General features: G+C 63.7%; 15 protein-coding genes. 10 read left to right on the top strand and 5 right to left on the bottom strand.

Going from position 1 to position 23,064, the window contains the following annotated elements:
- Positions 1-116 precede the first annotated feature (116 nt).
- Together ACF3NP_RS10170 and ACF3NP_RS10165 are read left to right on the top strand one after the other, a co-directional pair.
- Entirely contained in the window at positions 117-4,529 is a 4,413-nt protein-coding gene (locus tag ACF3NP_RS10170; RefSeq protein ID WP_392398658.1) for a hypothetical protein, read from the top strand.
- 318 nt (positions 4,530-4,847) lie between these two features.
- The gene (locus ACF3NP_RS10165) at positions 4,848-9,338 is read left to right on the top strand and encodes a hypothetical protein (protein WP_392398657.1); all 4,491 of its coding nucleotides are present in this window, start codon (positions 4,848-4,850) and stop codon (positions 9,336-9,338) included.
- Between the two features lie 53 nt (positions 9,339-9,391).
- On the opposite strand, the gene ACF3NP_RS10160 is transcribed toward ACF3NP_RS10165, so the two are convergent.
- From ACF3NP_RS10160 to ACF3NP_RS10150, 3 genes are read right to left on the bottom strand one after another with little or no spacing between them, the layout of a single operon-like run.
- Positions 9,392-10,906, bottom strand: coding sequence for a cutinase family protein (locus ACF3NP_RS10160; RefSeq protein ID WP_181889423.1), 1,515 nt, complete (start codon positions 10,904-10,906; stop codon positions 9,392-9,394).
- Between the two features lie 2 nt (positions 10,907-10,908).
- A complete protein-coding gene (locus ACF3NP_RS10155; RefSeq protein WP_181889424.1) occupies positions 10,909-11,346 on the bottom strand; it encodes a hypothetical protein in 438 nt (145 codons plus the stop codon).
- Between the two features lie 53 nt (positions 11,347-11,399).
- A complete protein-coding gene (locus tag ACF3NP_RS10150) occupies positions 11,400-11,717 on the bottom strand; it encodes a hypothetical protein (protein WP_181889425.1) in 318 nt (105 codons plus the stop codon).
- Positions 11,718-11,779: 62 nt separating this feature from the next.
- On the opposite strand from ACF3NP_RS10150, the gene ACF3NP_RS10145 reads away from it, so the two are divergent.
- Positions 11,780-11,962, top strand: coding sequence for a hypothetical protein (locus ACF3NP_RS10145; RefSeq protein ID WP_181889426.1), 183 nt, complete (start codon positions 11,780-11,782; stop codon positions 11,960-11,962).
- A gap of 1 nt (position 11,963) precedes the next feature.
- Here ACF3NP_RS10145 and ACF3NP_RS10140 read toward each other — a convergent pair whose 3' ends face one another.
- Positions 11,964-12,734: a hypothetical protein gene (locus tag ACF3NP_RS10140; protein ID WP_181889427.1), complete on the bottom strand. Its 771-nt coding sequence runs from the start codon at positions 12,732-12,734 to the stop codon at positions 11,964-11,966.
- Between the two features lie 303 nt (positions 12,735-13,037).
- On the opposite strand from ACF3NP_RS10140, the gene ACF3NP_RS10135 reads away from it, so the two are divergent.
- From ACF3NP_RS10135 to ACF3NP_RS10105, 7 genes are all read left to right on the top strand, one after another.
- Complete coding sequence (locus tag ACF3NP_RS10135) at positions 13,038-13,988, top strand: methylenetetrahydrofolate reductase (protein WP_181889428.1); 951 nt, start codon at positions 13,038-13,040, stop codon at positions 13,986-13,988.
- On the top strand, positions 13,985-16,243 hold the full coding sequence (gene metE / locus ACF3NP_RS10130; protein WP_181889429.1) for a 5-methyltetrahydropteroyltriglutamate--homocysteine S-methyltransferase: 2,259 nt from the start codon (positions 13,985-13,987) through the stop codon (positions 16,241-16,243). The genes ACF3NP_RS10135 and metE overlap by 4 nt, the downstream gene beginning before the upstream one ends.
- 241 nt (positions 16,244-16,484) lie before the next feature.
- Positions 16,485-17,450, top strand: a complete 966-nt coding sequence (locus ACF3NP_RS10125) for a DUF559 domain-containing protein (RefSeq protein WP_181889430.1) — start codon at positions 16,485-16,487, stop codon at positions 17,448-17,450.
- Positions 17,451-17,604: 154 nt separating this feature from the next.
- Positions 17,605-18,126 (top strand): peptidylprolyl isomerase, encoded by a 522-nt coding sequence (locus ACF3NP_RS10120; protein WP_269508850.1) that lies wholly within the window; start codon positions 17,605-17,607, stop codon positions 18,124-18,126.
- A gap of 72 nt (positions 18,127-18,198) precedes the next feature.
- Positions 18,199-18,867 carry a rhomboid family intramembrane serine protease gene (locus ACF3NP_RS10115; RefSeq protein WP_181889432.1) on the top strand — a complete coding sequence of 223 codons (669 nt, stop codon included), beginning with the start codon at positions 18,199-18,201 and terminating at the stop codon, positions 18,865-18,867.
- Between the two features lie 577 nt (positions 18,868-19,444).
- A complete protein-coding gene (locus ACF3NP_RS10110; RefSeq protein ID WP_181889433.1) occupies positions 19,445-19,651 on the top strand; it encodes a hypothetical protein in 207 nt (68 codons plus the stop codon).
- Positions 19,652-19,724: 73 nt separating this feature from the next.
- Positions 19,725-21,290, top strand: a complete 1,566-nt coding sequence (locus ACF3NP_RS10105) for a catalase (protein ID WP_181889434.1) — start codon at positions 19,725-19,727, stop codon at positions 21,288-21,290.
- A 70-nt stretch (positions 21,291-21,360) separates the two neighbouring features.
- On the opposite strand, the gene ACF3NP_RS10100 is transcribed toward ACF3NP_RS10105, so the two are convergent.
- Positions 21,361-22,770 (bottom strand): hypothetical protein, encoded by a 1,410-nt coding sequence (locus ACF3NP_RS10100; protein WP_181889435.1) that lies wholly within the window; start codon positions 22,768-22,770, stop codon positions 21,361-21,363.
- Positions 22,771-23,064 lie beyond the last annotated feature (294 nt).

The following is a 23,064-nucleotide window of genomic DNA, read 5'->3' as shown; positions in this document are numbered from 1 at the left end:
GTTAAGGACTTCTTTTCGTCGGTTCATTGCGATTGAATAGGGGTCTGTCAGTTTTGGGGTCCGTGTTCAGGAACTCTCCAGGCTGCTTCGAATATCTCCCTAGACGTTGAAGGACTATGACGTTGCATAACGCAAACCTGAAAAAGCGCATCATGGCCACCCTGGTCTCCGGTGCAGTTGCATTCGGTGGTGCAGCCGTTGTCGCTCCCGCCGCAGACGCAGACTCGCGTATTACTAGCCAGTACTCCGCCCTCGACTCCTCCGTTGAGCAGGTCGCTGTCGACTACAACCTGAAGCAGGAGTGGAACCGGGACTCGGGCCAGTACTGGACCCCGCTCGGCCCGGGCTGGTGCATCGACCGCCACCTCGATGTCCCGCGCACCAACACTGCATATGAGGTGCGCAAGCTCGACGGCACCTCCGGCTTCTACGGCTTTAACGGCGACATGGGTGGCAACCTCAAGATCGACGAGGACATTGAGCGCGCCGCCATTAACCTGACCAAGCTCATGCTCACGGACGTGAAGCAGGGCAAGAACGCCGACGCAATGTCCAAGAACGTGGCACTGCAGGCGCTGCTGTCCAACAACAAGGAGACCCTGAACCTCCTGCGCGGCTGGGTTGCCGGTTCCCGCAACGTCCAGGTTCCGGGCGTGAAGCCGATCTCCGCGCAGCAGTTCCTGCAGTGGACCGGCTTCGAGGTGCGCAAGAGCTACTTCGAGCAGAGCGGCCAGGCCAACTACTACCTGGCTCTGGACGACGCTGCTTCTTCCCGCCTGAACGTGAAGGATGGCGAGTACGTCACCATCCTGCTGCCGCGTTCCTACAACGTGTACGAGGACCTGTCCAAGGAGCCGACCAACCAGCGCATCATCACCATTGCGCAGCCGGGCCTCGAGGGCTTCGAGCCGGGCGTCAAGGAAGGCCAGACGGTCAAGACCGAGTGGGTGACCGCACCGGCCACGACCAAGACTGTCACCGAGCGCCCGACCGTGACCAAGACGGTTGAGGTCGGCTCCCCGGACTACATCAAGGAAGAAACCGTCCAGCCGACGGTGACCAAGACGCAGTACGTCCAGCCGGTGCAGGAAGAGATCGCCACCGTCACCCAGGCGGAGAAGACGGTCACCACCACCCGCCGCCCGGAGGTCTCCACCGTCACTGAGACCAAGAAGGAGTCCGCACCGGACGTCACCATCACCAAGACCGCCCCGGCCCGGACCGTGACCCAGACCGTCGTGGGCGAGCCGGAGTACGTCACCGAGACCAAGACCGTCACCCCGACGACCACCGTCACCGGCGCGAAGCAGACCGAGTACGCCACCCGCACCCTTGAGCCGAAGGTTGAGACGGTTACGGAGACCAAGCCGGCCGTGACCTCCACCGCTACCGTCACCGCTGCGCCGGAGACGAAGTACGTGGCTACCACTGTCACCAGCACCCAGCGCGAAGAGAAGACCACCACCAAGGAGGTCGAGCGCTACTTCCGCCACTACGACTACGCCTTCGACTTCCGCACCGGCGAGAAGACCGAGGAGATCGAGGTCAAGAACCTCGGCTCCTGGGACATCGACTTCGTCGACGATTCCAACGGCCTGGTCGAGGTGACCAAGGAGGTCCGCGAGGACGGCACCGCCATCCTCAAGATCACCCCGAAGAAGGAAGGCCGCGGCAAGGTTCGCATCGTTGTCGTGGACAACGAGGGCAACCGCCACGAGTACGTCATCGACGTGGTCAACGATTCCACCACCGTGGAGACCACCGGCGAGGTCACCGTGAACAACCACTACTTCAACGTGGGCGTTTCCGGTGTGAACCAGAACATCGACATCCCGGCAGGCTGGGACTACGAGATCGTCGAGGGCAAGGGCCTGGTCACCACCGAGGAGAAGGACGGCAAGCTCAACGTCAAGATCAACGACGGCGTGCTCAAGGGCAACGTCAAGATCGAGGTGTTTGAGAAGAACGACAAGGGCGAGAAGACGGGCAACAAGAACGTCTACGAGTTCAACATCGACGCCACCTCCGACAAGTACACGCAGACCCGCGTTATCGGTAACGCCAACTCCTACAAGCTGGAGATTGAAAACGTTGAGAACAAGCCGGAGATTGTCTCCGGCGAGGACCTCATCGAGTCCATCGAGAAGCGCGACGGCTTCTGGATCATCACCCCGAAGCCGAACGCCGAGGGCAAGGTTGTGCTCAAGGCTGTGGACGCCGAGGGCAAGTCTCACACCTACACCCTGGACATCAAGCCGGGCGTCAACGTCCTGGTCGACGTTGAGACCCACCTCATCGAAGAAGGCACGGATGTCGACGTCAAGACCTCCGGCGACGGCTGGAAGCTGATCCAGACCGGCGGCAACGAAGACAACTGGGACATCAAGCCGACCGATAACGGCTTTAAGATCCACAACGAAAACAACGGCACCGGCATCTTTAACCTGTACGCTCCGGACGAGAACGCCAAGGACGGCCGCATCTTGGTCGGCGTCTACACCATCGTGGCGAAGCCGAAGGATGCCACCGAGTACGAGGTTCCGAAGTTCACGCAGGATATCGTCGACCGCAATACCGCCGAATTCAAGCCGGGTAACGAGGGCAACACCTTCGAAATCATTGAGGGCAAGGACAACGCCACCCTGATCAAGACTGAGGACGGCAAGTTCCGCGTAATGCCGAACCCGGGCTTCGTTGGCGAGATTGTCGTCGCTGAGAAGTCACCGAACGGCAAGACCATCGCCGAGTGGACCCTCAACGTCACCAAGGGTGACGTTCAGGAACGCACCTTGGAAGCTGAGTCCAAGGATGAGCTCAACATCTCGGTGAAGAACCAGCGCATTGTCAAGGGCGAGCACCTCATTGACCGCATTGAGGACGGCAAGGTCTACTTCAAGGAAGGCGCTGAGGGCCAGGTCATCATTGAGAACCTGAACTCCCGCGATCTGCCGTTCCAGCGTTGGATCATCGATGTCACTCCTTCGACCCCGCGCGAGGAGAACATCACCCTCAACCCGACCTCTAAGCTGACCCTCACCATTCCTGAGGGTTCCGAGTATGAAGTCACCGACGAGTCCCTGGTTGACGTGAAGAAGGATGGCAACACCATCATCGTCACGCCGAAGGACGGCGCTGAGCGCAAGACCCAGCTCAAGGTCAAGAACGACCGTGGCGTCTACGTCATCTACAACATCGATGTTGTTCCGGGCGAAAACGGCAAGGGCGGCAGCTCCGAGTCCCGCGAGCAGAACTTCAAGCTCACCGAGGACGGCAGCTTCACCATCACCCGCATCAACAAGAACGAGATTCGCGTTGATGAGGGCGAGGAGTACGTCAACGTCAAGATCGACGAGAGGACCGGTAAGTGGATCCTGACTCCGAAGGGCAAGGACTCCATCGGCAAGACCGTCACCGTCGTCGAGGTGGACAAGAACGACAAGGTGGTCAAGCGCCACACGATCGAGATCGTGGAGCAGCCGACCCCGCTGAAGTTCGTTGAGGAGCGCGTTGTCTACAAGCGCGACTTCAACGACAAGATCATCCCGGGCAAGGGCAACACTCTGCACGTGGTCCGCGGCAAGGACCTGATCACCAACGCGGCGCCGGACTCGAAGGGTCAGCTGTTCATCCAGCCGACTGAGAACAAGTCTGGTTCCATCCTTGTCGAGGAGCGTGATTCCGAGGGCAACCCGGTCCGCCTCGTCGAGATGGAGATCCCGGGTACGGCTGAGGGTCTTACCCCGCCGGACGTCAACGCTAATGGTTCCCGCGACAAGGGCTTTGACATCAACGTCAAGGGTGGCGAGAACTCGGTCGAAGTCTACGTCTGCTACAACGATGATTGCTCCAAGAAGAAGCGCCTTGAGCCGGGCAAGGAGATTGAGGTCTCCGAGGGTGGCAAGCTGCATGTCCTGCCGGGTGCTCACCTGGACGGCGGCGTCAAGCTCATGGTGGTTCCGGTTGAGAACGGCAAGCTCAACGACAAGGAAAAGGTGATCATCAACATCACCCAGCAGAACACGACGGTCCAGGAGAAGGGCTCCTCCAGCGAGCTTGACGGCAAGTGCATTGCTTCCCTGGTTGGCCTGTCCGCTCCGCTGCTGCTGGCTATCCCGGTCGGCATCCTGTCTCAGGTCCAGATCCCGGGCCTGGAGGGTGTCTCCGCGCAGATCAACGGCGCTATCCAGGATGCGAACAACCGCATCCAGCAGGGCCTGGGCATCTACAACGAGGATCGTGCGCAGCGCGCCGCTGACCTCCAGGGTGCGTTCCAGGGCGTGAACACCGAGCAGCTCGGCATGGCTGCCGGCGCTCTTGGCGCGATCACTGTCGGCCTGCTCATCGTCGACCAGGTCCTGCGTGCCTGCGGCAAGGAGGAAGTGACCTCCTCCTACCAGCTTGGTAAGGCAACTGACAGCGAGTTCCTGATGTACGGCTCCTCTGGCAAGCCGTCCCAGGCTGAGGCTGATAAGGGCGAGGGCGAAAGCTCTTCCTCTTCCTCCTCTGAGAAGCAGGATTCTTCCAAGTAAGAACCGCCTTTAACCTGTGAAACCCGGTGCCAGTACGGCACCGGGTTTTCGGCGTTTCAATGCCGGTTTGTTGAACAATTGCGGGTTTTGTGGTGAAGATCACTCGATTTTTTTGTGTGGAAAAGTTGGACAAAGGTCGAGGTCAGCGGGGTGGAGTTATGAGTTTTGTCTTAATATCTGGACTTTTATGGCTTTCAGTGGGGTTAAGGACTTCTTTTCGTCGGTTCATTGCGATTGAATAGGGGTCTGTCAGTTTTGGGGTCCGTGTTCAGGAACTCTCCAGGCTGCTTCGAATATCTCCCTAGACGTTGAAGGACTATGACGTTGCATAACGCAAACCTGAAAAAGCGCATCATGACCGCAATGGTCACTGGTGTTATGGCTACGGGCGCGGTCGTATCCGCTCCGCTCGCAGAGGCCGCAAACGAGAACACTTCCAGCCAGCAGATCGTTGGTGCTTACGAGAAGCTCAGCGGCGCGGATCTGGCCCGCTACGACCAGATGCTGAAGCAGGCCCCGAAGGACGACCAGTCCATCGACCTGCTGCCGTCCAGCGCTGGCCCGGGCTGGTGCATCGACTGGGGTCTCGGTAACCCGTGGGATACCGGCAACTACCAGGTCCGCAAGCTCACCGGTGCTTCCGGTCGTGTCGGCAACGGCGATGCCATTAGCGAGGATGTCCGTATCGCGGCCATCAACGTGGTGAAGGAACTGCAGAAGGACTACAAGGCCTACGCAAACGGCGATCAGTCCAAGGCTGGCGCCATTTTGACCAAGAACGGCATTCTGCGCGCGCTGCTGTCCAACCAGCTGGGTTACCTGAACCAGGCTCGCGAGGATGTCGTCAACGGCAAGGTGAGCCAGTCCGCGTTTGAGAACCTGACCGGTTTCCGCATTTTGCACCACCAGGCACCGAAGGGTCAGCCGAGCTACTACCTGTCCAAGCTCCCCCGCCACGACGAGATTGCAAAGACTGTGAAGCCGGGCGAGTACGTCACCGTCCTGGTGCCGCTCGAGTACGACTACAACATCGTGCCGCGTAAGTCCTTCCAGCGTCTGATTCCGGTCCCGCAGCCGGGTCTGGATCCGAACCCGCCGAAGACCCCGCCGAGCATCGTGGAGACGATCCCCACCACGCCCGAGGTGACCACCACGGTGACCCGCCCGCAGGAGATCACCACCACGAAGACTCTGCCGAACACGACCTACACCACGACGCGGACCAAACCGGCCACTACCGTGACCGAGCGCTCCACGCTGCCGACGGCGTACACCACCGTGAGCACCCGTGAGGTACCAGGCAAGGTTGTCACTACGACCGTCACCCCGGAGCCGCACGTCACCACCGTCAACGAGACCGACTCCAACCCGCCGAAGTTTGTCACCAAGACTGTAACCCCGGAGCCGCACGTCACCACCGTGACTGAGCCGGGCAATTCTGAGGTTGTCACCGAAACTGTCACCGACACCCCGGTTGTCACCACCAAGCCGGGCGAGGTTGTCACCGAGACCGTCACCACGCAGCCGGTCACCACCGTCACCTCCACCAACACGGCAAAGACCGAGACGGTTACCAGCACCGTGAAGCAGCCGGAGACCACCGTGACCACCACGGTCACCGACGTGGAGAAGTACTACGTTGAGAAGTACTACGAGCGTGTGAAGGAAGTTTCGGAGTACTACTACTTCGCAGGTTTCACCTACGGTGAGAAGTCCAAGGTCATTGAGCTGCCGGAGAAGATCGGCAACAAGTGGTCCTTCGAGATCATCAAGGGCTCCGACATCGTCATCGTCGAGCGTTCCGAGGACGGCAAGCTCGTCATTACCCCGCGCGAAGACTTCGAGGGCGAGGGCGAGGTCGAAATCCTCATCACCGATGAGCAGGGCAACCAGCACATCTACCGCATCAAGGTCACCGACACCGTTGCGGTCAAGGATTCCCTGAACGTCAATGTGAACAACTACTTCTACACCCTGAACGCCGGTAGCGAGGACCGCGTCACCACCATCCCGTGGAAGCCGGGCGAGGAGATCGACTGGGGCCTGGGCTACGACGAGAACGGCAAGCTCATCAAGCCGAAGCACGGTGAGGTTGATGTTCTCGAGGACGAGGAAAAGGGCACCCTCACCGTCAAGGCTGGCGAGGACTACACCGGCCCCGTCATCGTGCGTATCACCGAGGACAGTGGCGAGGTTCGCGAGAACATCGTGACCGTGGAGAACAAAACCTCCAAGTTCGATGTCACCCGCGAGATCCTGAACACCTCCACCGCGAAGATCGAGTACCGCGGTGGCGACTACAAGATCCTGGGCGACGGCGACAAGAAGGTCACCATCGAGCGTGACGGCGACGTCTGGGTTGTTACCCCAAAGGAGAATGCAACTGGCGACGTTGAGATCGTCTTCACTGACGAGAACGGCTTCGAGTACAAGTACACCCTGAAGCTGATCGAGGATAAGAACGCTGGCCCGACTATTTACAACCGCGAGCTGGAGTACAAGTCCGAGAAGCCGGAAACCCTTGAGATCGAGTACGTCAAGGACTACACCGCAGAAATCGTCGCGGGCGATGACGTGGCGAAGCTCGAGAAGAAGGGTGACAAGTGGATCGTCACCCCGACCAATGAGAAGGGTGGCCAGGTCACCGTCCACGTCAAGGACGAGAACGGCCGTCTTGCAGCTGTCTGGATCATCGACGTTTCTAAGCGTGAGGTCGAGGAGCTGGAGAACCAGGAGATCGAGCGTACGGTCAGGGACCGTGCGACCGTTGAGATCACCCGTGGCTCCAAGGAGTTCAACTGGCTGGTCGTCGAAGAGGGCGGCGAGTATCTCACCGAGGGTACTGACGGCTCGAAGCTCGGCGACAAGGATAATCTCAAGCTGAAGTTCAAGCCGGTTCCGGAAGGCGAGACCCGCACCGTGAAGGTTGTGGAGTACGTCAAGGGCAAGGTCGACCAGACTGACGCCGATGGCAACCCGCTCTTGGACGAAAATGGCAAAAAGCTGCCGCAGGTCGAAGGCGATCTGCCGATCAAGACCTACACCTACACCGTCGAGCCGTCCCCGGTCCGCGAGATGAACTACACCATCACCGCGGACAACGAGCTGAAGCTCTACGGCACCAAGTTCCAGGTTGCCGAGGGCAAGGACCTGCTGGCTGAGCAGCCGGCGAAGGACGCTTCCGAGATCAAGGTGACCCCGAAGCGCGACGCCAAGGGCACCCTTGTCATCGAGAACGTCTCCGAGGACGGCTACGTCTTCGAGCGCTACACCTTCGAGATCACCCCGGGCCGCAGCGCTGAGGTGACCCCGGAGAACACCACCATGGGCTGGAACGCCGAGGCGACCATCGCGTCTGAGGACGGCGAGAAGGTTGAGGTCCTCAAGGGCGAGGAGTTCGTGGACGTCAAGCGCGACGGCGACAAGCTCATCGTCACCGGCAAGGAGAAGGCTGGCAAGGCTCTGATCCAGGTCAGCGACAAGCGTGGCGCGTACGCGCAGTACGAGATCACCCTGGTCGAGCCGAAGCGCAGCGGTCTGTACACCTACAAGATCTCCACCTCCACTGAGTTCCAGGCGACCCTGGTCAACGAGGAGAACAGCTTCCGTGTGGTCAAGGGCGCTGACGCGTTCGAGGCTCCGGAGGAGAGGAACGGCCAGTGGGTCCTGCGTCCGAAGGCTGACAAGGTTGGCGAGACCGGCATTGTCGCCGAGTTCAACAAGAACGGCCAGGAGATCAACCGCTACAAGCTGGAGATCGTCGAGTCCAAGACCACCGGCGCACGTCAGCAGACCGACTTCCTCATCGAGGGCGACGCCAAGGAGCTGAAGAAGCTGGACGAGGGCAACAAGGTTGTCGTCGTCAGCGGCAACGACCTGGTTGACCTCAAGGACAACGGCGGCTCCGTCGAGCTGACCGCGAAGAAGGGCTCCGCCAACAAGGTGGTCCGCGTCGAGGAGCGCAACTCCAACGGCGACCTGGTCCGCGTCGTCTCCTACGGCATCTACCCGGAGGGCACCCGCACCGCCGAGGGCAATGTGATCAGCGAGAACCACGACCTGCCGGTGATTGACACCAGCATCAAGAACAACTCCCCGGTTGATGTCACCTTCCCGGACAACGTGAACGACATCATCTTTACCAAGGGCAAGGAGTACTTCGAAGAGGTCAAGAAGACCGACGAGGGCGTCACCCTGGTCCCGCGCAAGGATCTGAAGCCGGGCACCTACAAGGCGACCTACCTCCTGGTCGGCCCGGATGGACAGTCCTACGGCGAGCGCGAGATCGAGATCACCGTCAACGTTGAGAACAACACCCGCACCGAGCAGAAGGGCTCCTCTGGCGAGCTCGACGGCAAGTGCATCGCCGGCATCGTGGGCCTGACCGCTCCGCTGCTGCTGGCTATCCCGCTGGGCATCCTGTCCCAGGTCCAGATCCCGGGCCTGGAGGGCGTCTCCGCGCAGATCAACGGCGCTATCCAGGATGCGAACAACCGCATCCAGCAGGGCCTGGGCATCTACAACGAGGACCGCGCACAGCGCGCAGCTGGCATCCAGGGCGCGTTCTCCATCGAGAATCCGGAGCAGCTCGGCATGGCAGCTGGCGCCCTGGGCGCCATCTCCCTGGGTCTGCTGGCAGTCGACGGCGTCATGCGCGCCTGCGGTGCGGAGGAGTACACCTCCTCCTACATGATCGGCAAGGCCACCGGCAGCGAGACGCTGATGAACGGTTCCTCCGGCAAGTCGGACAACAAGTCCACCGACAAGGCTGAGGGCGAGGCTGAAGGCTCCTCCGACAAGGAGAAGTAAGCCCCCGAAGAGCTAATGCCCACCAGGTCCACCCTGGTGGGCATTTCTCTTGCCTACTTCCCGGCAACCCCCTCGACCACCTCGCCGAGCCAGCCCAGCGCGTAGTCGTAGCCGGTGCGCCCCTCCACCGAGTACCCGCCGGGGATGTCGGTGTAGCCCAGCTTGTAGTACGACATGTGCCGCGGCCCGAAGTCGCCCGCCAGCTTCGCGGATGCCACCAGGTTGGCGTTGGCGGGGTGGTCGTAGGCGGCGCGCAGCCCCGCGGCATCCACTGCCTGAGCACTCAGCTTTGCGACGAGCTCCCGCACCACCACCTGCCTCCCCTCCGTACCCGTGGGCGTGCGGGGAACCACGCCGAAGCGCTCCAACCACCAGTACATCTGCTCCGCAGCCTGGATCGCGCGGAACACCTCGAGCATGGCGTCGAACCAGGCGGCGGCTGGCGAGTCACCAAGCGCGCCGCGCAGCCCATTCAATCCCTGGAGCATCCACTGCCAGGTCACGCCCTCCTTCGCCAGCTCCGGCGCCGCAGCCGCGAGAGCGATGGCGGCTTGCTGCTCTACAGGCGTGGGGCTCGCGGCACTCGCGTGGCGCCCGGCGGCGGAGAGGATCAGGTGGAGTTCGTAGAGGATTTGGGGGGCCACGGTGGCGTCGAGAAGCGAAAGCCCCGATTCTTTGACTGCCTCGCGCGGGGGCATGCCGCTAGCCCGCAGCTGCTGGAAGCGCGCCACGTGCATACCGGTGAAGGCGTTGAAGGGGCCGAGCAACACGTCGCGCGCGGCCACGTCCGCGACCGCGCGCAGAACGGAATCCGGGTCCGTCGCGCACGCCATGTCAGCGCCGTTGCACAGGGAGAGCACCTTGCCCTCAAGTCCGTTAAAGCTGGCGCTGCGGGTGCCGGCCAGGCCGACGCGGGTGGGCTCGAGGGTGGTGCCGCCGGTCTGGACCGTCTCAAAGTTTGCGCCCCGCACGCCCTTCGGTGCGGCCGCGTAAAGGCGCGATTTGCGCGCGGACTCGGCGGGTTCGCGCACGGGGGCGCGGGCGGGGTCGGCGAACAGCAGCACCGCGGCGATGTCGTCAGCGCCCACCCCGCGCACGCGCCCGGCAGCGGCCTCCGCGGCGGCGTCGCCGATCAGGTGCGCGCCCTGCGAGTAGCCGATGAGGATGAAGCGGGTGCCGGGGCAGTGCCGGGCCACCGTCTCCATCTCCAGGGTGGCCACGTCGCGGCCGTAGCGCACGGACTCGCCGTAGGTGGCGGCCTCCGTGCCCTCCAGGCCGTTGCCGGCGCTGCCCAGCGCGCTGAACCTGCCCAGCGAGGCCGGGTACTTCACGGTGTGGGTGGACACGGTGCGGGCGCCGAAGCGGCGTTGGAGGTCGTCGGCGGGGGAGGACGCGTCGTCGAAAAGCGTCTCGCGCGCGGACGGATCCCAAGAATGCGAAAACCCCGTGCCAGCCGCCTGGATGACGTGCACGGGGTGGCAGCGCAGCCTCACCGCCTCCGCCTTCGGCGCGGCCACCGCCGCCGGGATCAGCGCGGCGGCGAGCGTGAGGGCGAGGGCGCGCTTCACGGCTACTTACGCGGCAGGGCAGCCAGCGCGAGGCCGATGCCCACGAGCCAGGAGTCCTTCGCAATGGCAAGGCCTGCGCTGGACGGGCGGATGCCGTCGTCCTCGGTGTACTGGTCGCCGCCGAAGTACATGGTGAGCAGGCCAGCGCCGAACGCGGTCAAGCCCAGGCCGGCGAGGCGGTTCGGGATCAGCGGGCACAGAAGCGCCGCACCCAGGGCGGTTTCGGCGGAGGCGAGGCCGGTGGCGAACGTCTCGGCGTCGACCTGGCCGAGCTGCGGGATGCCGTCGGTGGCCATGTCGCGCAGGCCCTCGGCGCCTTCCTTGTCCACCTGGAACTTGCCCAGGCCGGAGTTCAGGATCAGGGCGCCGGTGGGGATGCGCAGCGCCGCAGACGGCAGACGCAGGTTGATCTTGTCCTTGTTGGATTTCTTGAAAAACATGGGTGGGGTCCTTCGATCTATCGGGGAAATGTTGTGCCCCGCCCATGGTAGGGCTAAACCGTCAGCTCGGGGTGGAGATCCTTCATCCGCCAGGTTCGGCGGGCGTACAGAGCCGCGCACGAGATGGCTACGGACATCGCGCCGACGAACAGCAGCACGGTCACGGCGGTCCACATGCGCGGGTCGTACGACTGTGTGCCAAACAGTGCGTAGCGCACCAAATCCACCGAGTAGTGGGCATCGCCACCCTCTACCGTCACTTTCCCACCCGCGCCGCGCTCTACGACGCCTGCGCGATCGTCTTCCTCGAACGCATCGAAGCACTCCTCGACGACACTCTCGACGGCTTCGAGGACAACCCCGTCGAGCACTTCGAATCCTTCGTCTGGGCGCTCGTCGAATCGGGCGTGGGCATCCTCGCCGCGACGTCTTCATGGGCAAGGTGCAATTGCTTATCGACGCCGCCGCCCCCCACGGCATCATCGCCCCCGGCCAGTCACCCATGCAGCTGGCAACCGAGCTCGTCGTGGCGACGCGGCCGCTCGCCGACATTCTCCCGGACGTGCGCGACCGCCTGGTGCGCCACCTCATGGCGGGCTGGCGCACCACGGCGTGATTTAGTCCTCGCGCAGCTCGTGGCGGCCACCGTCGATGTCGTCCTCCGCGGAGTGCTGGGGGTCGGTGGCCTTGCGCTGGTCGTCCGCCAGGGTGTCCAGGGTGGTCAGGCCCTCCCCGCCGAGGTCCTGGGAGCTGGTGGCGTCGGTAAGCAGCTGCTCCTCACTCGGCTCATTCGGGAACACGCCGCCCTCAACGCCCTCCTCACGACGGGTGCGATCCCGGTCGTCCTCCGTGCGCGTCGAGTACACGATGGTGGAGGAACCGCGCGTATCCGTCTCCGTGCGGGTCGGCGCCGGGCGGTACGTCTTCGCCGGCTCATCCTCGCCCGCGAGCTTGTCCTTGAGGAAGAACTCCCAGGCCGCCCACGCGCCGCCCGCGAGCGCCGCGGTGGCCAGGGTGGTGCCGATGACCTTGCCAACGCCGCCCTTCTTCTTTTTCTTCGCGCTCTTCTTTGCGTTCTTCGCGTGCTTCTCCAGGAACTCCTGGCGCTCCTTGCGGCTCGGGGCGGCGGCCTCGAACTGCTTGCGGCGGCGGTCCAGGCGGTCGTGCGCGTCACGAGTGATCTCGCCGGCCTGCGCGCGGGCGGTGCCGTAGAGCTCCTCCAGCTCGTCGATGTCGAACTTGTCGTGGATATCGTCCAGCTTGCCGTCCTTCAGGTTGTCCAGCAGGGACTGGTAGATGTCGCGCTCGCGCTTATCGTTCTGGTCGCGCAGGTACTTCCACGCCTGGTTGGCAAAAGCGGCGGCGAAGCCGATGTTCTTCAGGTTCACGGGTGTCTCCTTGTGTTGCGTTTGAAAGTTTCGGGTGGTTACGCGGCCCAGGGTAGCGAAATCCGCGGGGCTCGCCGTTTTCCGCCGCCGCGCCACCCACACGCGTACCAAGCGTTACGCAAAAGTGAACAGCTTGGTCCATTTTGCGCGATTAACATTCACGCCAAATAACCGCGTGCGCAGCGGAAACGCCGCCCAAAACCGGTAGCGCATTGTGGCGGTTACGTGGCGTCAATAAGTTTCAAGGCACCGTTTAACCACGGTGCAACGAAACACATCAATCCAGCCGAGAAAGGTCCTGCCATGTTCGAAGCCTCTCCTTCGACCAGGCTTTCCGCCTCGGCACCGCTGGACCGCGAGGGCGCGCCGCTGATCCGCCGCCCCCGCCCGAAACGCCAGCGCACCGCCTTAAGCTTCGAGATCATCCCGCCGCGCCCCACGGACGACGCGGAGAAGATCGAGCAGCTCATCGCGGGCCTGGCCGAGTACAAGCCGGACTACGTCTCCGTGACCAGCTCGCGCCGCAGCGAGTGGCTGGAGGGCACCGCCGCTGTGATCTCCCGCATCGCGGAGACCACCGACCTGCGTCCCATCGCGCATCTCGCCTGCACTGCGGGCACGCGCGATGAGATGGCGGAGTGGGTGCGGGTGCTTATCGACGCCGGCGTCCGCGGGTTCCTCGCCCTGCGCGGGGACCTGCCGGAAACCGGCCTGCCGGCAGACCACCTCCAGCACGCCACGGATCTGCTCAACCTGATCCAGGACGTGCAGGAGGAAGAGGCGTTCCGCCTCGCCGCCGGCAAGCTCGCGCTTTCCGTGGCCTGCTACCCCAAGGGCCACGCGGAGTCGCGCAACTTCGACCACGACCTGGACGTGCTGCTAGCCAAGCAGCGCCTGGGCGCGGATTTCGCCATCACCCAGCTGTTCTTCGAGGCCCAGGATTTCCTGGAGTTCGTCGAGGTGGCGCGGCTGGCGGGTGTGCGTATCCCGCTCATCCCTGGCATCATGCCGATGACCTCGCTGAAAAGGGTCCGACGCATGGGGGAATTGTCGGGGCTGGAGGTGCCGGTAGGCGTCGAGAAGCAATTGCTCGAAGCTGACGACGAGTACGAGGCCGGCATGCAGCTCACCGCCAACCTGGCGCGCGAGATTTTGGATGCCGGCGCGGGCGGGCTCCACGTGTACACGCACAACAACCTGGACGTCACGCGGGACTTTCTGGACCGCATCGGAATAGATAAAGGACAACAATGACCACCTTCCCCAAGGCCACCATCGAGGGCTACCCCCGCATCGGCGCGAACCGCGAGCTCAAGCGCGCGCTGGAGAGCTACTGGGCGGGCCGCATCGACGCTGAGACGTTCCGCTCCACCGCACGCGCCCTGCGCGTGAACAACTACAACCACCTGCGCGACCTCGGCCTGACCGAGGATTACGCCATCCCGGCGGACGTCGCGCTCTACGACCAGGTGCTCGACACCGCTCTGACCGTGGGCCTCGTGCCGGGCGGCGTTGACCTGGACGAGGAGTTCGCGCTCGCCCGCGGCAACGACACCCGCGTGCCGCTGGAGATGACCAAGTGGTTCGACACGAACTACCACTACCTCGTGCCGGAGATCGAGGCTGGCCAGGAGATCAAGGCGGTGCCGGAGCGCATCCTGCGCATCGTGGAGGAGGCCGCCGAGGCCGGCCACAAGGTCCGCCCGTTCCTGGTCGGCCCGGTCACGCTGATCGCGCTGTCCAAGCCGGCGGAGTGGTCGCTGCTGCCGTCGCTGGTTGAGGCGTACGCCGAGGTCTTCGCTGCGCTGAAGGAAGCCGGCGTGGAGTGGGTCCAGATCGCCGAGCCCGCCGTGGTGGCCGACCTGTCCACCCCGGACGCGGAGATCGCGCAGCACCTGCGTTCCGCTTGGTCTGCTTTGCTGGGCCGCGAGACCCGCCCGAACGTGTACCTGACCACCCCGTACGGTTCCGCCCGCGAGGCCCTGCCGGTCCTGGGCGAGCTGGGCGTGGAGGCGCTGCACGTGGACCTGTCCCCGTGGACGCTTGAGGCCGACGCCGGCTACCCGGAGCGCGTGCGCGCCGCCGTGCCTGACTCCACCCACCTGGTGGCAGGACTTATCGACGGCCGCAACGTCTGGACCGCCAACCTGCGCGAGCGCACCGACGTGCTCAACTCCCTCGGCCGCGGCGCCGACGCCGTGTCCGTGTCCACCTCCACCTCCCTGCAGCACGTGCCGCACACCCTGAAGGCCGAGCGCAACATCCCGGTCGAGGTCGCCCCGTGGCTGGCGTTCGCCGACGAGAAGCTCGCCGAGATCCAGGCGCTTGTCGCAGGTGAGGAGGGCGCCAAGGAGGCGTTCGCGCAGTCTGACCGCGCCGTGCGCACCCGCGCCGAGTCCACCACCATCCACAACAAGGCCGTCGTGGACCGTGTGGCGGCCCTGCCGGAGGGCGCCGTCAAGCGCGAGCCGGCGTTCAAGGAGCGCAACAAGGTCCAGCGCGAGGAGCTCGGCCTGCCGACGCTGCCGATCACCACAATCGGCTCCTTCCCGCAGACCACCGAGATCCGCAAGGCCCGCGCGGACCACCGCGAGGGCACCCTCTCCGACGCCGAGTACAACGAGGCGCTGAAGGCCGAGATCAAGCAGGTCATCGAGCTGCAGGAGGAGATTGGCCTGGACGTCCTCGTCCACGGCGAGGCGGAGCGCAACGACATGGTGCAGTACTTCGCCGAGCTTCTCGACGGCTTCGTGGTCACCGAAAACGGCTGGGTCCAGTCGTACGGCTCCCGCTGCACCCGTCCGCCGATCGTGGTCGGCGACGTCTCCCGCCCGGAGGCCATGTCTGTGGAGTGGTCGGCCTACGCCCAGTCGCTTTCCGACAAGCCGGTCAAGGGCATGCTCACCGGCCCGGTGACCATCCTGGCCTGGTCGTTTAAGCGCGACGACGTGCCGCTTTCCGTCTCCGCGGACCAGATCGGCGTCGCCCTCGCCGACGAAGTCGCGGACCTGGAGAAGGCCGGCATCAAGGTCATCCAGATCGACGAGCCGGCCCTGCGCGAGCTGCTCCCGCTGCGCCAGGACGACCGCGCCGCCTACCTGGAGTGGGCCCAGCGCGCGTTCCGCCTGGTCTCCTTGGAGGCGCAGCCTTCGACGCAGATCCACACGCACCTGTGCTACTCCGAGTTCGGCCAGATCATCGACGCCGTCGCAGGCCTCGACGCTGACGTCACCTCCATCGAGGCAGCCCGTTCCAAGATGGAGCTGCTCGAGGACATCGACGAGACCTTCCACTCCGAGATCGGCCCCGGCGTGTGGGACATCCACTCCCCGCGCGTGCCTTCGGCCGAGGAGATCGCCGGCCTGCTGCGCGCCGCTCTGAACCACGTGCCCACCGAGCGCCTCTGGGTCAACCCGGACTGCGGCCTGAAGACCCGCGGCTACAAGGAGGTCGAACCCTCCCTGCGCAACCTGGTCGCCGCGCGCGACGAGGTCGTCGAAGGGCTCTAGGCTCGGCTCTAGCGCGCCGGGCGGGGCGGAGCTGACGTCGTAAAGCAGTAGGCCCCGCCGCGCCCGCCGCCCCCGCCCTGCTCGCCCCTGCCTTTGCCCCGCGAAAGTCGAGTACGGGAGGTCGAGTACGCCCTCTATTTGGGCCGGACTCGACCTCCCGTACTCGACTTTTGGCGGGGCCCTTTCGTTCTCGCCAGTAGCCATGTACTCTGAGCGAAACAAACAAACATCGGGGGGAAATATGGACAGGAGAAAGCTAGCGCAGCTGCTGGTCAGACCGGGGGAGTCGGACCGTCAAACGTGCATCAAGTTATCCGCGAACAAATTCATCGCCCAGGCAGAATGGTCGCGGCTGAAGCACCACGAGCGGGAGTTTCTCAGCAGCTATGCCGTCGGCGCCGCGAGCCGGAAAGCGGTGCTGGTGGGGCGCTCCGCCGCAGTCGTGCACGGCCTGTGGACGCTGCCCGCCCCAAACGCGCCCGTCCTGCTGGCCATCCCAGGACAAAAACCGCCCGCCAGGGCAAGCTGGCCGGAAGGGGTCGAGTACCGCAGCCTGCGCATCCCCGAAGAGGATGTGGTGGCCATCGAGTGCGCGACGCCTGGCGACGTCCTCCGGTTAACCAGCCCCGTCCGCACAGCCGTCGACGTCGCGCGCCTGCACGGGGTGAGGGCAGGAGCCGTCGCGATGGATTCCCTGTTTGTGGGCAAGCCACCGCTGGAGCAGGAACGCATCCAGGCCGAACTCCACGCGACGATCAAGCGTCTGGCCGGCAAGAAGGGGATCGGGCGGGCACGGCAGGCGTTGCGCTGGTCGTCCACCAAGTCCGAATCGCCGTACGAGTCCCTCCTGCGCGTGATCCTGCGGGAACGCGACATCATCGTCCGCGAGCAGATGTGGATTGGCCGTTACGTGCGCCCGGACCTGCTGTGGGGGCAGGTGGCGATCGAGATCGACGGGCTGGTCAAGACGGCGAAGAAAGACGAGGAGTTGGCGAAGAAGGTGTCGCGGGACCAGCTCCTGCGTGAAAACTGGTTGCGGAAGCAGATCTACGAGGTCGCCCGCTTCGAGCCGTCGGAGATTCTCCGGGACGAGGAGGCCTGCGTCCGGGAGATCCTGGAGCTCAAGGCCCGCTCCGGTCTCCTCGGCGAGCCGAAAGTACCGGCCACGGTGTTCAGACCGGTGCACGGGGAACACTGGCGGAGGTAGGGGCGCTATACGCCGCCGAAAGTCGAGCGGCGGAGGTCGAGTACGGCACCGAAACCGGGCGTACTCGACCTCCCGGACTCGACCTTTAGGGCCGTGAGCCCAACCCCGCACCCGCCCGCACCCCGCGCGCCGGAACCCGCGTACCCTAGAGCGCATGACTCAGAAGACTCAGACCATGACTCTGCACACGAATCACGGCGACATCGTGATCGACCTGTTCGGCAACCACGCGCCGAAGACGGTCGAGACGATTACGGGCCTGGCACAGGGCACCACCGATTACTCCGCCAAGAACGCCAAGGGCACCACCGAGGGCCCGTTCTACGACGGCGCGATTTTCCACCGCATCATCCCGGGGTTCATGATCCAGGGCGGCGACCCGACCGGCACCGGCACCGGCGGCCCGGGCTTCCAGTTCGCCGACGAGTTCCACCCGGAGCTGCAGTTCGACCGCCCGTACCTGCTGGCCATGGCTAACGCCGGCCCGGGCACGAACGGTTCCCAGTTCTTCATCACCGTCGACGCGACCCCGTGGCTGAACAACCGCCACACCATCTTCGGCGAGGTCACCGACGAGGCGTCGAAGAAGGTCGTCGACGAGATCGCGAACGTGAAGACCGGCCGCATGGACCGCCCGGTCGAGGACGTCGTGATCGAGTCCATCGACATCGCGTAAGCCAAACAAGCCAAAGCGCCACACGCGCCGCGCCCCCGCCACCGTGCGGGGGCTTTTTCGTACCCTGATCCCATGCCCACTCTCCGCAACCTGCCCCGCACCGCCCCCGCCACCACGGCGATTACGGCGATCTGCACGCTCGTCTTCCTGGTCGCCGCGCTCCAGGCCCGTTCGGTCACGGACGTGGTGTGGGATTCGCCGGTGGGCACCCACACCATCCTGTACGGCCCCGAGGTCTACGGCGCGGGCTACCTCCGCGCGCTCACGGCCGGCTTCATGCACTTGGACATCACGCACCTCTTCCTCAACATGTTCATGCTGGTCCTGGTGGGTGCGGAGGTGGAGCGCTTCCTTGGCTCTGGCCCGTTTGTGGTGGCGTGGGTCGCGGGGGTCCTTTGGGCGTCGGCAAGTGTGCTCGCATTTAGCTTCACGACGCCCACCGCCGGCGCTTCCGGCGCCCTCTACATGCTGATGGCGCTTCTGATCGCCATTGCTTTTCGACGTTCCACGGACCTGCGCGCGCCACTCGCCCTGGTGGCTGTGAACGTGGCGTACACGCTGCTCAGCCCGGGTGTGTCGCTGTGGGGGCACCTCGGCGGCCTGGCGGCGGGGGCGGTGATGGCGTGGCCGTTGACCTCGGAAAACGTGCGCACCCGCTGGATCACAGCGGGGGTCGCGGCCGCGGCGGCGTGCGTGGCCATCTGGGCGCTGACGATTCCGTCGACGGTGCCGGTGTACTAGGGACGGCGCTCAAAGGGGAGGGCTAGATCTGCCAGACGGTGCGGGGTAGTCTTTCTCTCGCAGAGCCGCGGAGGATCGTGGGCGTCTAGCCTCCCTCTCGGACGATTGATTGAGACCCTAGCCAGCGAAAGCCCGGCTAGGGTCTTCTTTTTGGGTTTACACGCGGGCTGAGTGATCAAGCTCTACCAGATCGCCGCCGCAAACCGAGAATTTACAGTCCGAAAGGAAGGCGGAAATTCCCGAACCATATATTTTCCTGAAACGCCGAGGTCAAGCCCCAGAAATCGCCGATTCCAGACACACTTTTTGACCTTTAACCAGACCTTTCAAGTTATCCACAGCGGTTGTCCACAGTGTGGATAACTACACGCGTGTAACTCGTCGAACGACACGTCGAACAGCGAAAATGACACGCCGAAGGAACGTGGCGTTTTCGAAAGCAAACCAGCACATTCCACTGCCCTGTGGAGTTGTGCACAGAGTTATCCACAGGTGTGGATAGATATCGTTCGAACAACGGCGAGTTGGTGTCTGAGCCGTTGGCTAGGGTCGAGTGAGTGAAAGGAAGGTGAGTCTGATGAAGCTTCAGGTGCGCCGCTTTACCAATACGGAGCTGCGAGAGCGTCGACGCAGCTTGCGTGCACAGTTGGCGGAATCCTTGGGAATGGAGGAGCCAACTGATGATGCGTTGAAAGAGCTGGCCTGGTCCGGTGGTTTCACCTATGACCAGCGGGACGTTTACGACGAATTGCGCAGGGTGGAGTCACTTCTCGGGGAGCGGTAGTCGTGGAAACTCGCGCGCTCGTGAAAATGCCTAGGGTGGGGACGTACGCAACCAACGATCCAAGGAGTGAGCAATGGCTGATCAGAGCAAGGCGGATGAGATCGTCTCCAGGGGCGAGCGCCCCGCGGGCAAGGGCCGCACCACTGAGCTGGGCGGGCAGCCGGTCGCCTCGGAGCACATTTCGGTCACTCAGGGGCGTCAGGGAGCGAATGTGCTTAACGACGTCCACATGATGGAGAAGCTCGCCCACTTCAACAGGGAGAACGTGCCCGAGCGCATCCCGCACGCGAAGGGCCACGGCGCGTTCGGCGAGCTGCACATCACGGAGGACGTGTCCAAGTACACGAAGGCGAAGCTGTTCCAGCCGGGCACCGTCACCCCGATGGCGGCGCGTTTTTCCACCGTGGCGGGCGAGGCTGGTTCCCCGGATACGTGGCGCGACGTGCACGGTTTCGCGCTGCGTTTTTACACGGAGGACGGCAACTACGACATCGTGGGCAACAACACCCCGACGTTCTTCCTGCGCGACGGCATTAAGTTCCCGGATTTCATCCACTCCCAGAAGCGCCAGCCTAACTCGGGCCTGCGCGATGACGAGATGCAGTGGGATTTCTGGACGCGCACGCCGGAGTCCGCGCACCAGGTGACCTACCTGATGGGCGACCGTGGCACCCCGAAGACGTCGCGCCACCAGGACGGTTTCGGCTCCCACACGTTCCAGTGGATCAACGAGGAGGGCACTCCGGTGTGGGTGAAGTACCACTTCAAGACCCGCCAGGGCTGGGAGTGCTTCACCGATGAGGAGGCCACCGAGAAGGCCGGCACCGACCCGGACTTCCAGCGCGCGGATCTGTTCAACGCCATCGCGGACGGCGACTACCCGATTTGGGACGTCAAGGTGCAGATCATGCCGTTCGAGGAGGCGAAGGATTACCGCTTCAACCCGTTCGACCTGACCAAGACGTGGTCGCAGAAGGATTACCCGCTGATCCCGGTGGGCTACTTCGTGCTCAACCGCAACCCGAAGAACTACCACGCGCAGATTGAGCAGCTCGCGCTCGATCCGGCCAATCTGGTGCCGGGTGTGGGCCTGTCGCCGGACCGCATGCTGCAGGCCCGCGTGTTCGCGTACTCGGACCAGCAGCGCCACCGCATCGGTGCGAACTACAAGGATCTGCCGGTCAACCGCCCGCTCAACGACGTGAACACCTACTCCGAGCGTGGCAACATGGCCTACTTCTTCAACGAGGAGAACGAGCCGAACTACGTGCCCAACCGCACCGAGAAGGGCGCCGGCTACCTGGACAACAACGAGGATTCCTCCTCCAACTTCACCGACTACGGCCAGGCGGAGAACCTCTACGTCAACCCGGATCCGGAGGGCACCGACCTGGTGCGCGAGGCGTACGTCAAGCACGCCGAGGACGACGATTTCGGCCAGGCTGGCACGCTCTACCGCGACGTGTTCGACGACGCGGAGAAGGAGCGTTTCGTCCACAACATCACCAACAAGATGATGGCGATTAAGCACAAGGACGTCGAGGAGCGCGTGTACGAGTACTGGGGCAAGGTCGACGCTGACCTGGAGACAAAGGTCCGCGAGTCTTTCGCCAAGAAGCGCGCTGAGCAGGACAACTAGTCCCCGCACATAAAAAAGCCCGTTGAGTCCGCAACAGACTCAACGGGCTTTCGCGCTATTCAGCAGTGTTTTAGAACACGCCGCGGATCTTCTTGCCGAAGTCGGAGACGGTCACGTCGCGGGAGTCCACGTCCTGGTCGTTGTAGAACGAGGTGTCCTCGGACAGACGGCCGGTCTGGGTGACCTTCATGTAGTTGTACAGGCGGCCTTCCTTGGTCTTGCCGTCGCCGAAGGAGAATGCGCCCAGCAGCATCTCGTCGCCGGCGAGGATCGGGTTGGACAGGGTGACCTCGAAGGTGCGGATGCCGCGGTCGAAGTCGTAGCCCAGGTCGCGGATGTGGGTGCCGTTGTACTGGGTGGTGGTGATCAGGCGGTCAACGCCCTCCGGGCCTGCCTCGGTGCCGACCTCGACGCGGAAGGTCAGGGCCGGGAATTCGCCCCAGTAGCGCTTCGCGCCGGTGTTCTTCACGCGCAGTGCGACGGAGCCAGCGGCGCCCGGCACCTTCCAGGAGGAGGTGGTGAAGTACGGCTGGAGGTCCAGGTCGCGCTGGGCATCTGCCTGCTTATCGACGACTTCGTTGACCTCGTCAGCAGCCTTTTCCTCGACCTCGGTGATGACCTCTGCGCCTTCGTTCGCGATGTCGTTGTTGGTCACGTCGGTGGCTTCGTCGTTGTCGACCACGGTGACGTCGTCAAGGTTTGCGCCCGTCTCGATCTTCTTGACGTCCTCGTTGTACGCCGGGTTGGGGTTCTCCACGGTGTCGGTGACCTGTGCGCCCTTGTTCGGCGCCCAGGAGCCGGCCGGGGTGGAGTAGTTCTTGACGCGGACCTCGTTCTTGATCGGCATGTTGGCGATCCACGCGGTCGGGGTTGCCCAGGTGCCGTTCGGGCGGCAGCGCTGCTGGGTGCCGGTCATGGTGATGGTGCGGAAGCCGTAGGTTGCTTCGCCGGTGTTGCCGGCCGGCACGTCGTACGGGCCGATCTTCTGGCCGACGGACCAGGACAGGGAGCCGGATACGTCCCAGCCCAGGGACTTGGCCAGGGAGTAGCCGATGTTGCCCTGCAGGCCGTCCTTCGAGCCGGAGCCGCCGAGCGTCAGGGTCTCGGTCTTGGAGCCGTTGACGGAGGCAGAGATGGTCTGGGTGCGGGACAGGTCCTGGGACAGCGGGATGGAGCTGTCGGACAGGTTGGTGGTGGAGATGGTGCCCACCGGCAGGAAGTTGTCCTTCACCTTGTACACGATGGTGCGGTAGTCCTCGGTGGAGTTGCACACCGGGCGCGGGTTGAGGATGTTCGCCTTCAGGTGGTCCGAGCCGCGGTAGGTGTGGATGATCGGCAGCGCGGAGTTGGTTGCCGGGGTCTCCGGGTAGGACTCTTCGAAGGTCTGGGCGGTGGCGGTGATACCGGAGCCTGCGATTGCGACAGCGGCGACGGCTGCGATCGCGGCCTTGGCGGCACCAGCGATGCGGAATGCGCGCATTGGCGTTCCTTTCGGGGAAACAATTGTGGGATTTTTCTAGGGGCGGGCTCTTCAGGCTGTCAGCGAGGAGCTCTCATATAACACCTAGTCACTTGCCAAGGAAGAGTCATAATATTGTTGAACAATCCACCCAATCCGGGGTCAAACTAAAGTAATTGACATGTCGCGAAAGCCAGCTCACCAGTATTAATACTGTTATTTGTGGGTAAAACCCCGGCGCAATCTATCGCGCTATTTAAATACAGTGATGTGTCGCATAAATCGGCTTCTCAGGTCCCTCTAGGAATGCGTTCA

It is taken from the genome of Corynebacterium lehmanniae, from assembly GCF_043161975.1.
In the GTDB taxonomy this organism is placed as follows: Bacteria; Actinomycetota; Actinomycetes; order Mycobacteriales; family Mycobacteriaceae; genus Corynebacterium; species Corynebacterium lehmanniae.
This window is presented reverse-complemented; position numbering and strand designations above follow the sequence as displayed.

Bases quoted from the DNA above. Each gene is read 5' to 3' on its own strand.
- ACF3NP_RS10170 (WP_392398658.1), top strand. From the start codon at position 117: ATGACGTTGCATAACGCAAACCTGAAAAAGCGCATCATGGCCACCCTG.
- ACF3NP_RS10165 (WP_392398657.1), top strand. From the start codon at position 4,848: ATGACGTTGCATAACGCAAACCTGAAAAAGCGCATCATGACCGCAATG.
- ACF3NP_RS10155 (WP_181889424.1), bottom strand. From the start codon at position 11,346: ATGTTTTTCAAGAAATCCAACAAGGACAAGATCAACCTGCGTCTGCCG.
- ACF3NP_RS10145 (WP_181889426.1), top strand. From the start codon at position 11,780: ATGGGCAAGGTGCAATTGCTTATCGACGCCGCCGCCCCCCACGGCATC.
- ACF3NP_RS10135 (WP_181889428.1), top strand. From the start codon at position 13,038: ATGTTCGAAGCCTCTCCTTCGACCAGGCTTTCCGCCTCGGCACCGCTG.
- metE (WP_181889429.1), top strand. From the start codon at position 13,985: ATGACCACCTTCCCCAAGGCCACCATCGAGGGCTACCCCCGCATCGGC.
- ACF3NP_RS10125 (WP_181889430.1), top strand. From the start codon at position 16,485: ATGGACAGGAGAAAGCTAGCGCAGCTGCTGGTCAGACCGGGGGAGTCG.
- ACF3NP_RS10120 (WP_269508850.1), top strand. From the start codon at position 17,605: ATGACTCAGAAGACTCAGACCATGACTCTGCACACGAATCACGGCGAC.
- ACF3NP_RS10115 (WP_181889432.1), top strand. From the start codon at position 18,199: ATGCCCACTCTCCGCAACCTGCCCCGCACCGCCCCCGCCACCACGGCG.
- ACF3NP_RS10110 (WP_181889433.1), top strand. From the start codon at position 19,445: ATGAAGCTTCAGGTGCGCCGCTTTACCAATACGGAGCTGCGAGAGCGT.
- ACF3NP_RS10105 (WP_181889434.1), top strand. From the start codon at position 19,725: ATGGCTGATCAGAGCAAGGCGGATGAGATCGTCTCCAGGGGCGAGCGC.
- ACF3NP_RS10100 (WP_181889435.1), bottom strand. From the start codon at position 22,770: ATGCGCGCATTCCGCATCGCTGGTGCCGCCAAGGCCGCGATCGCAGCC.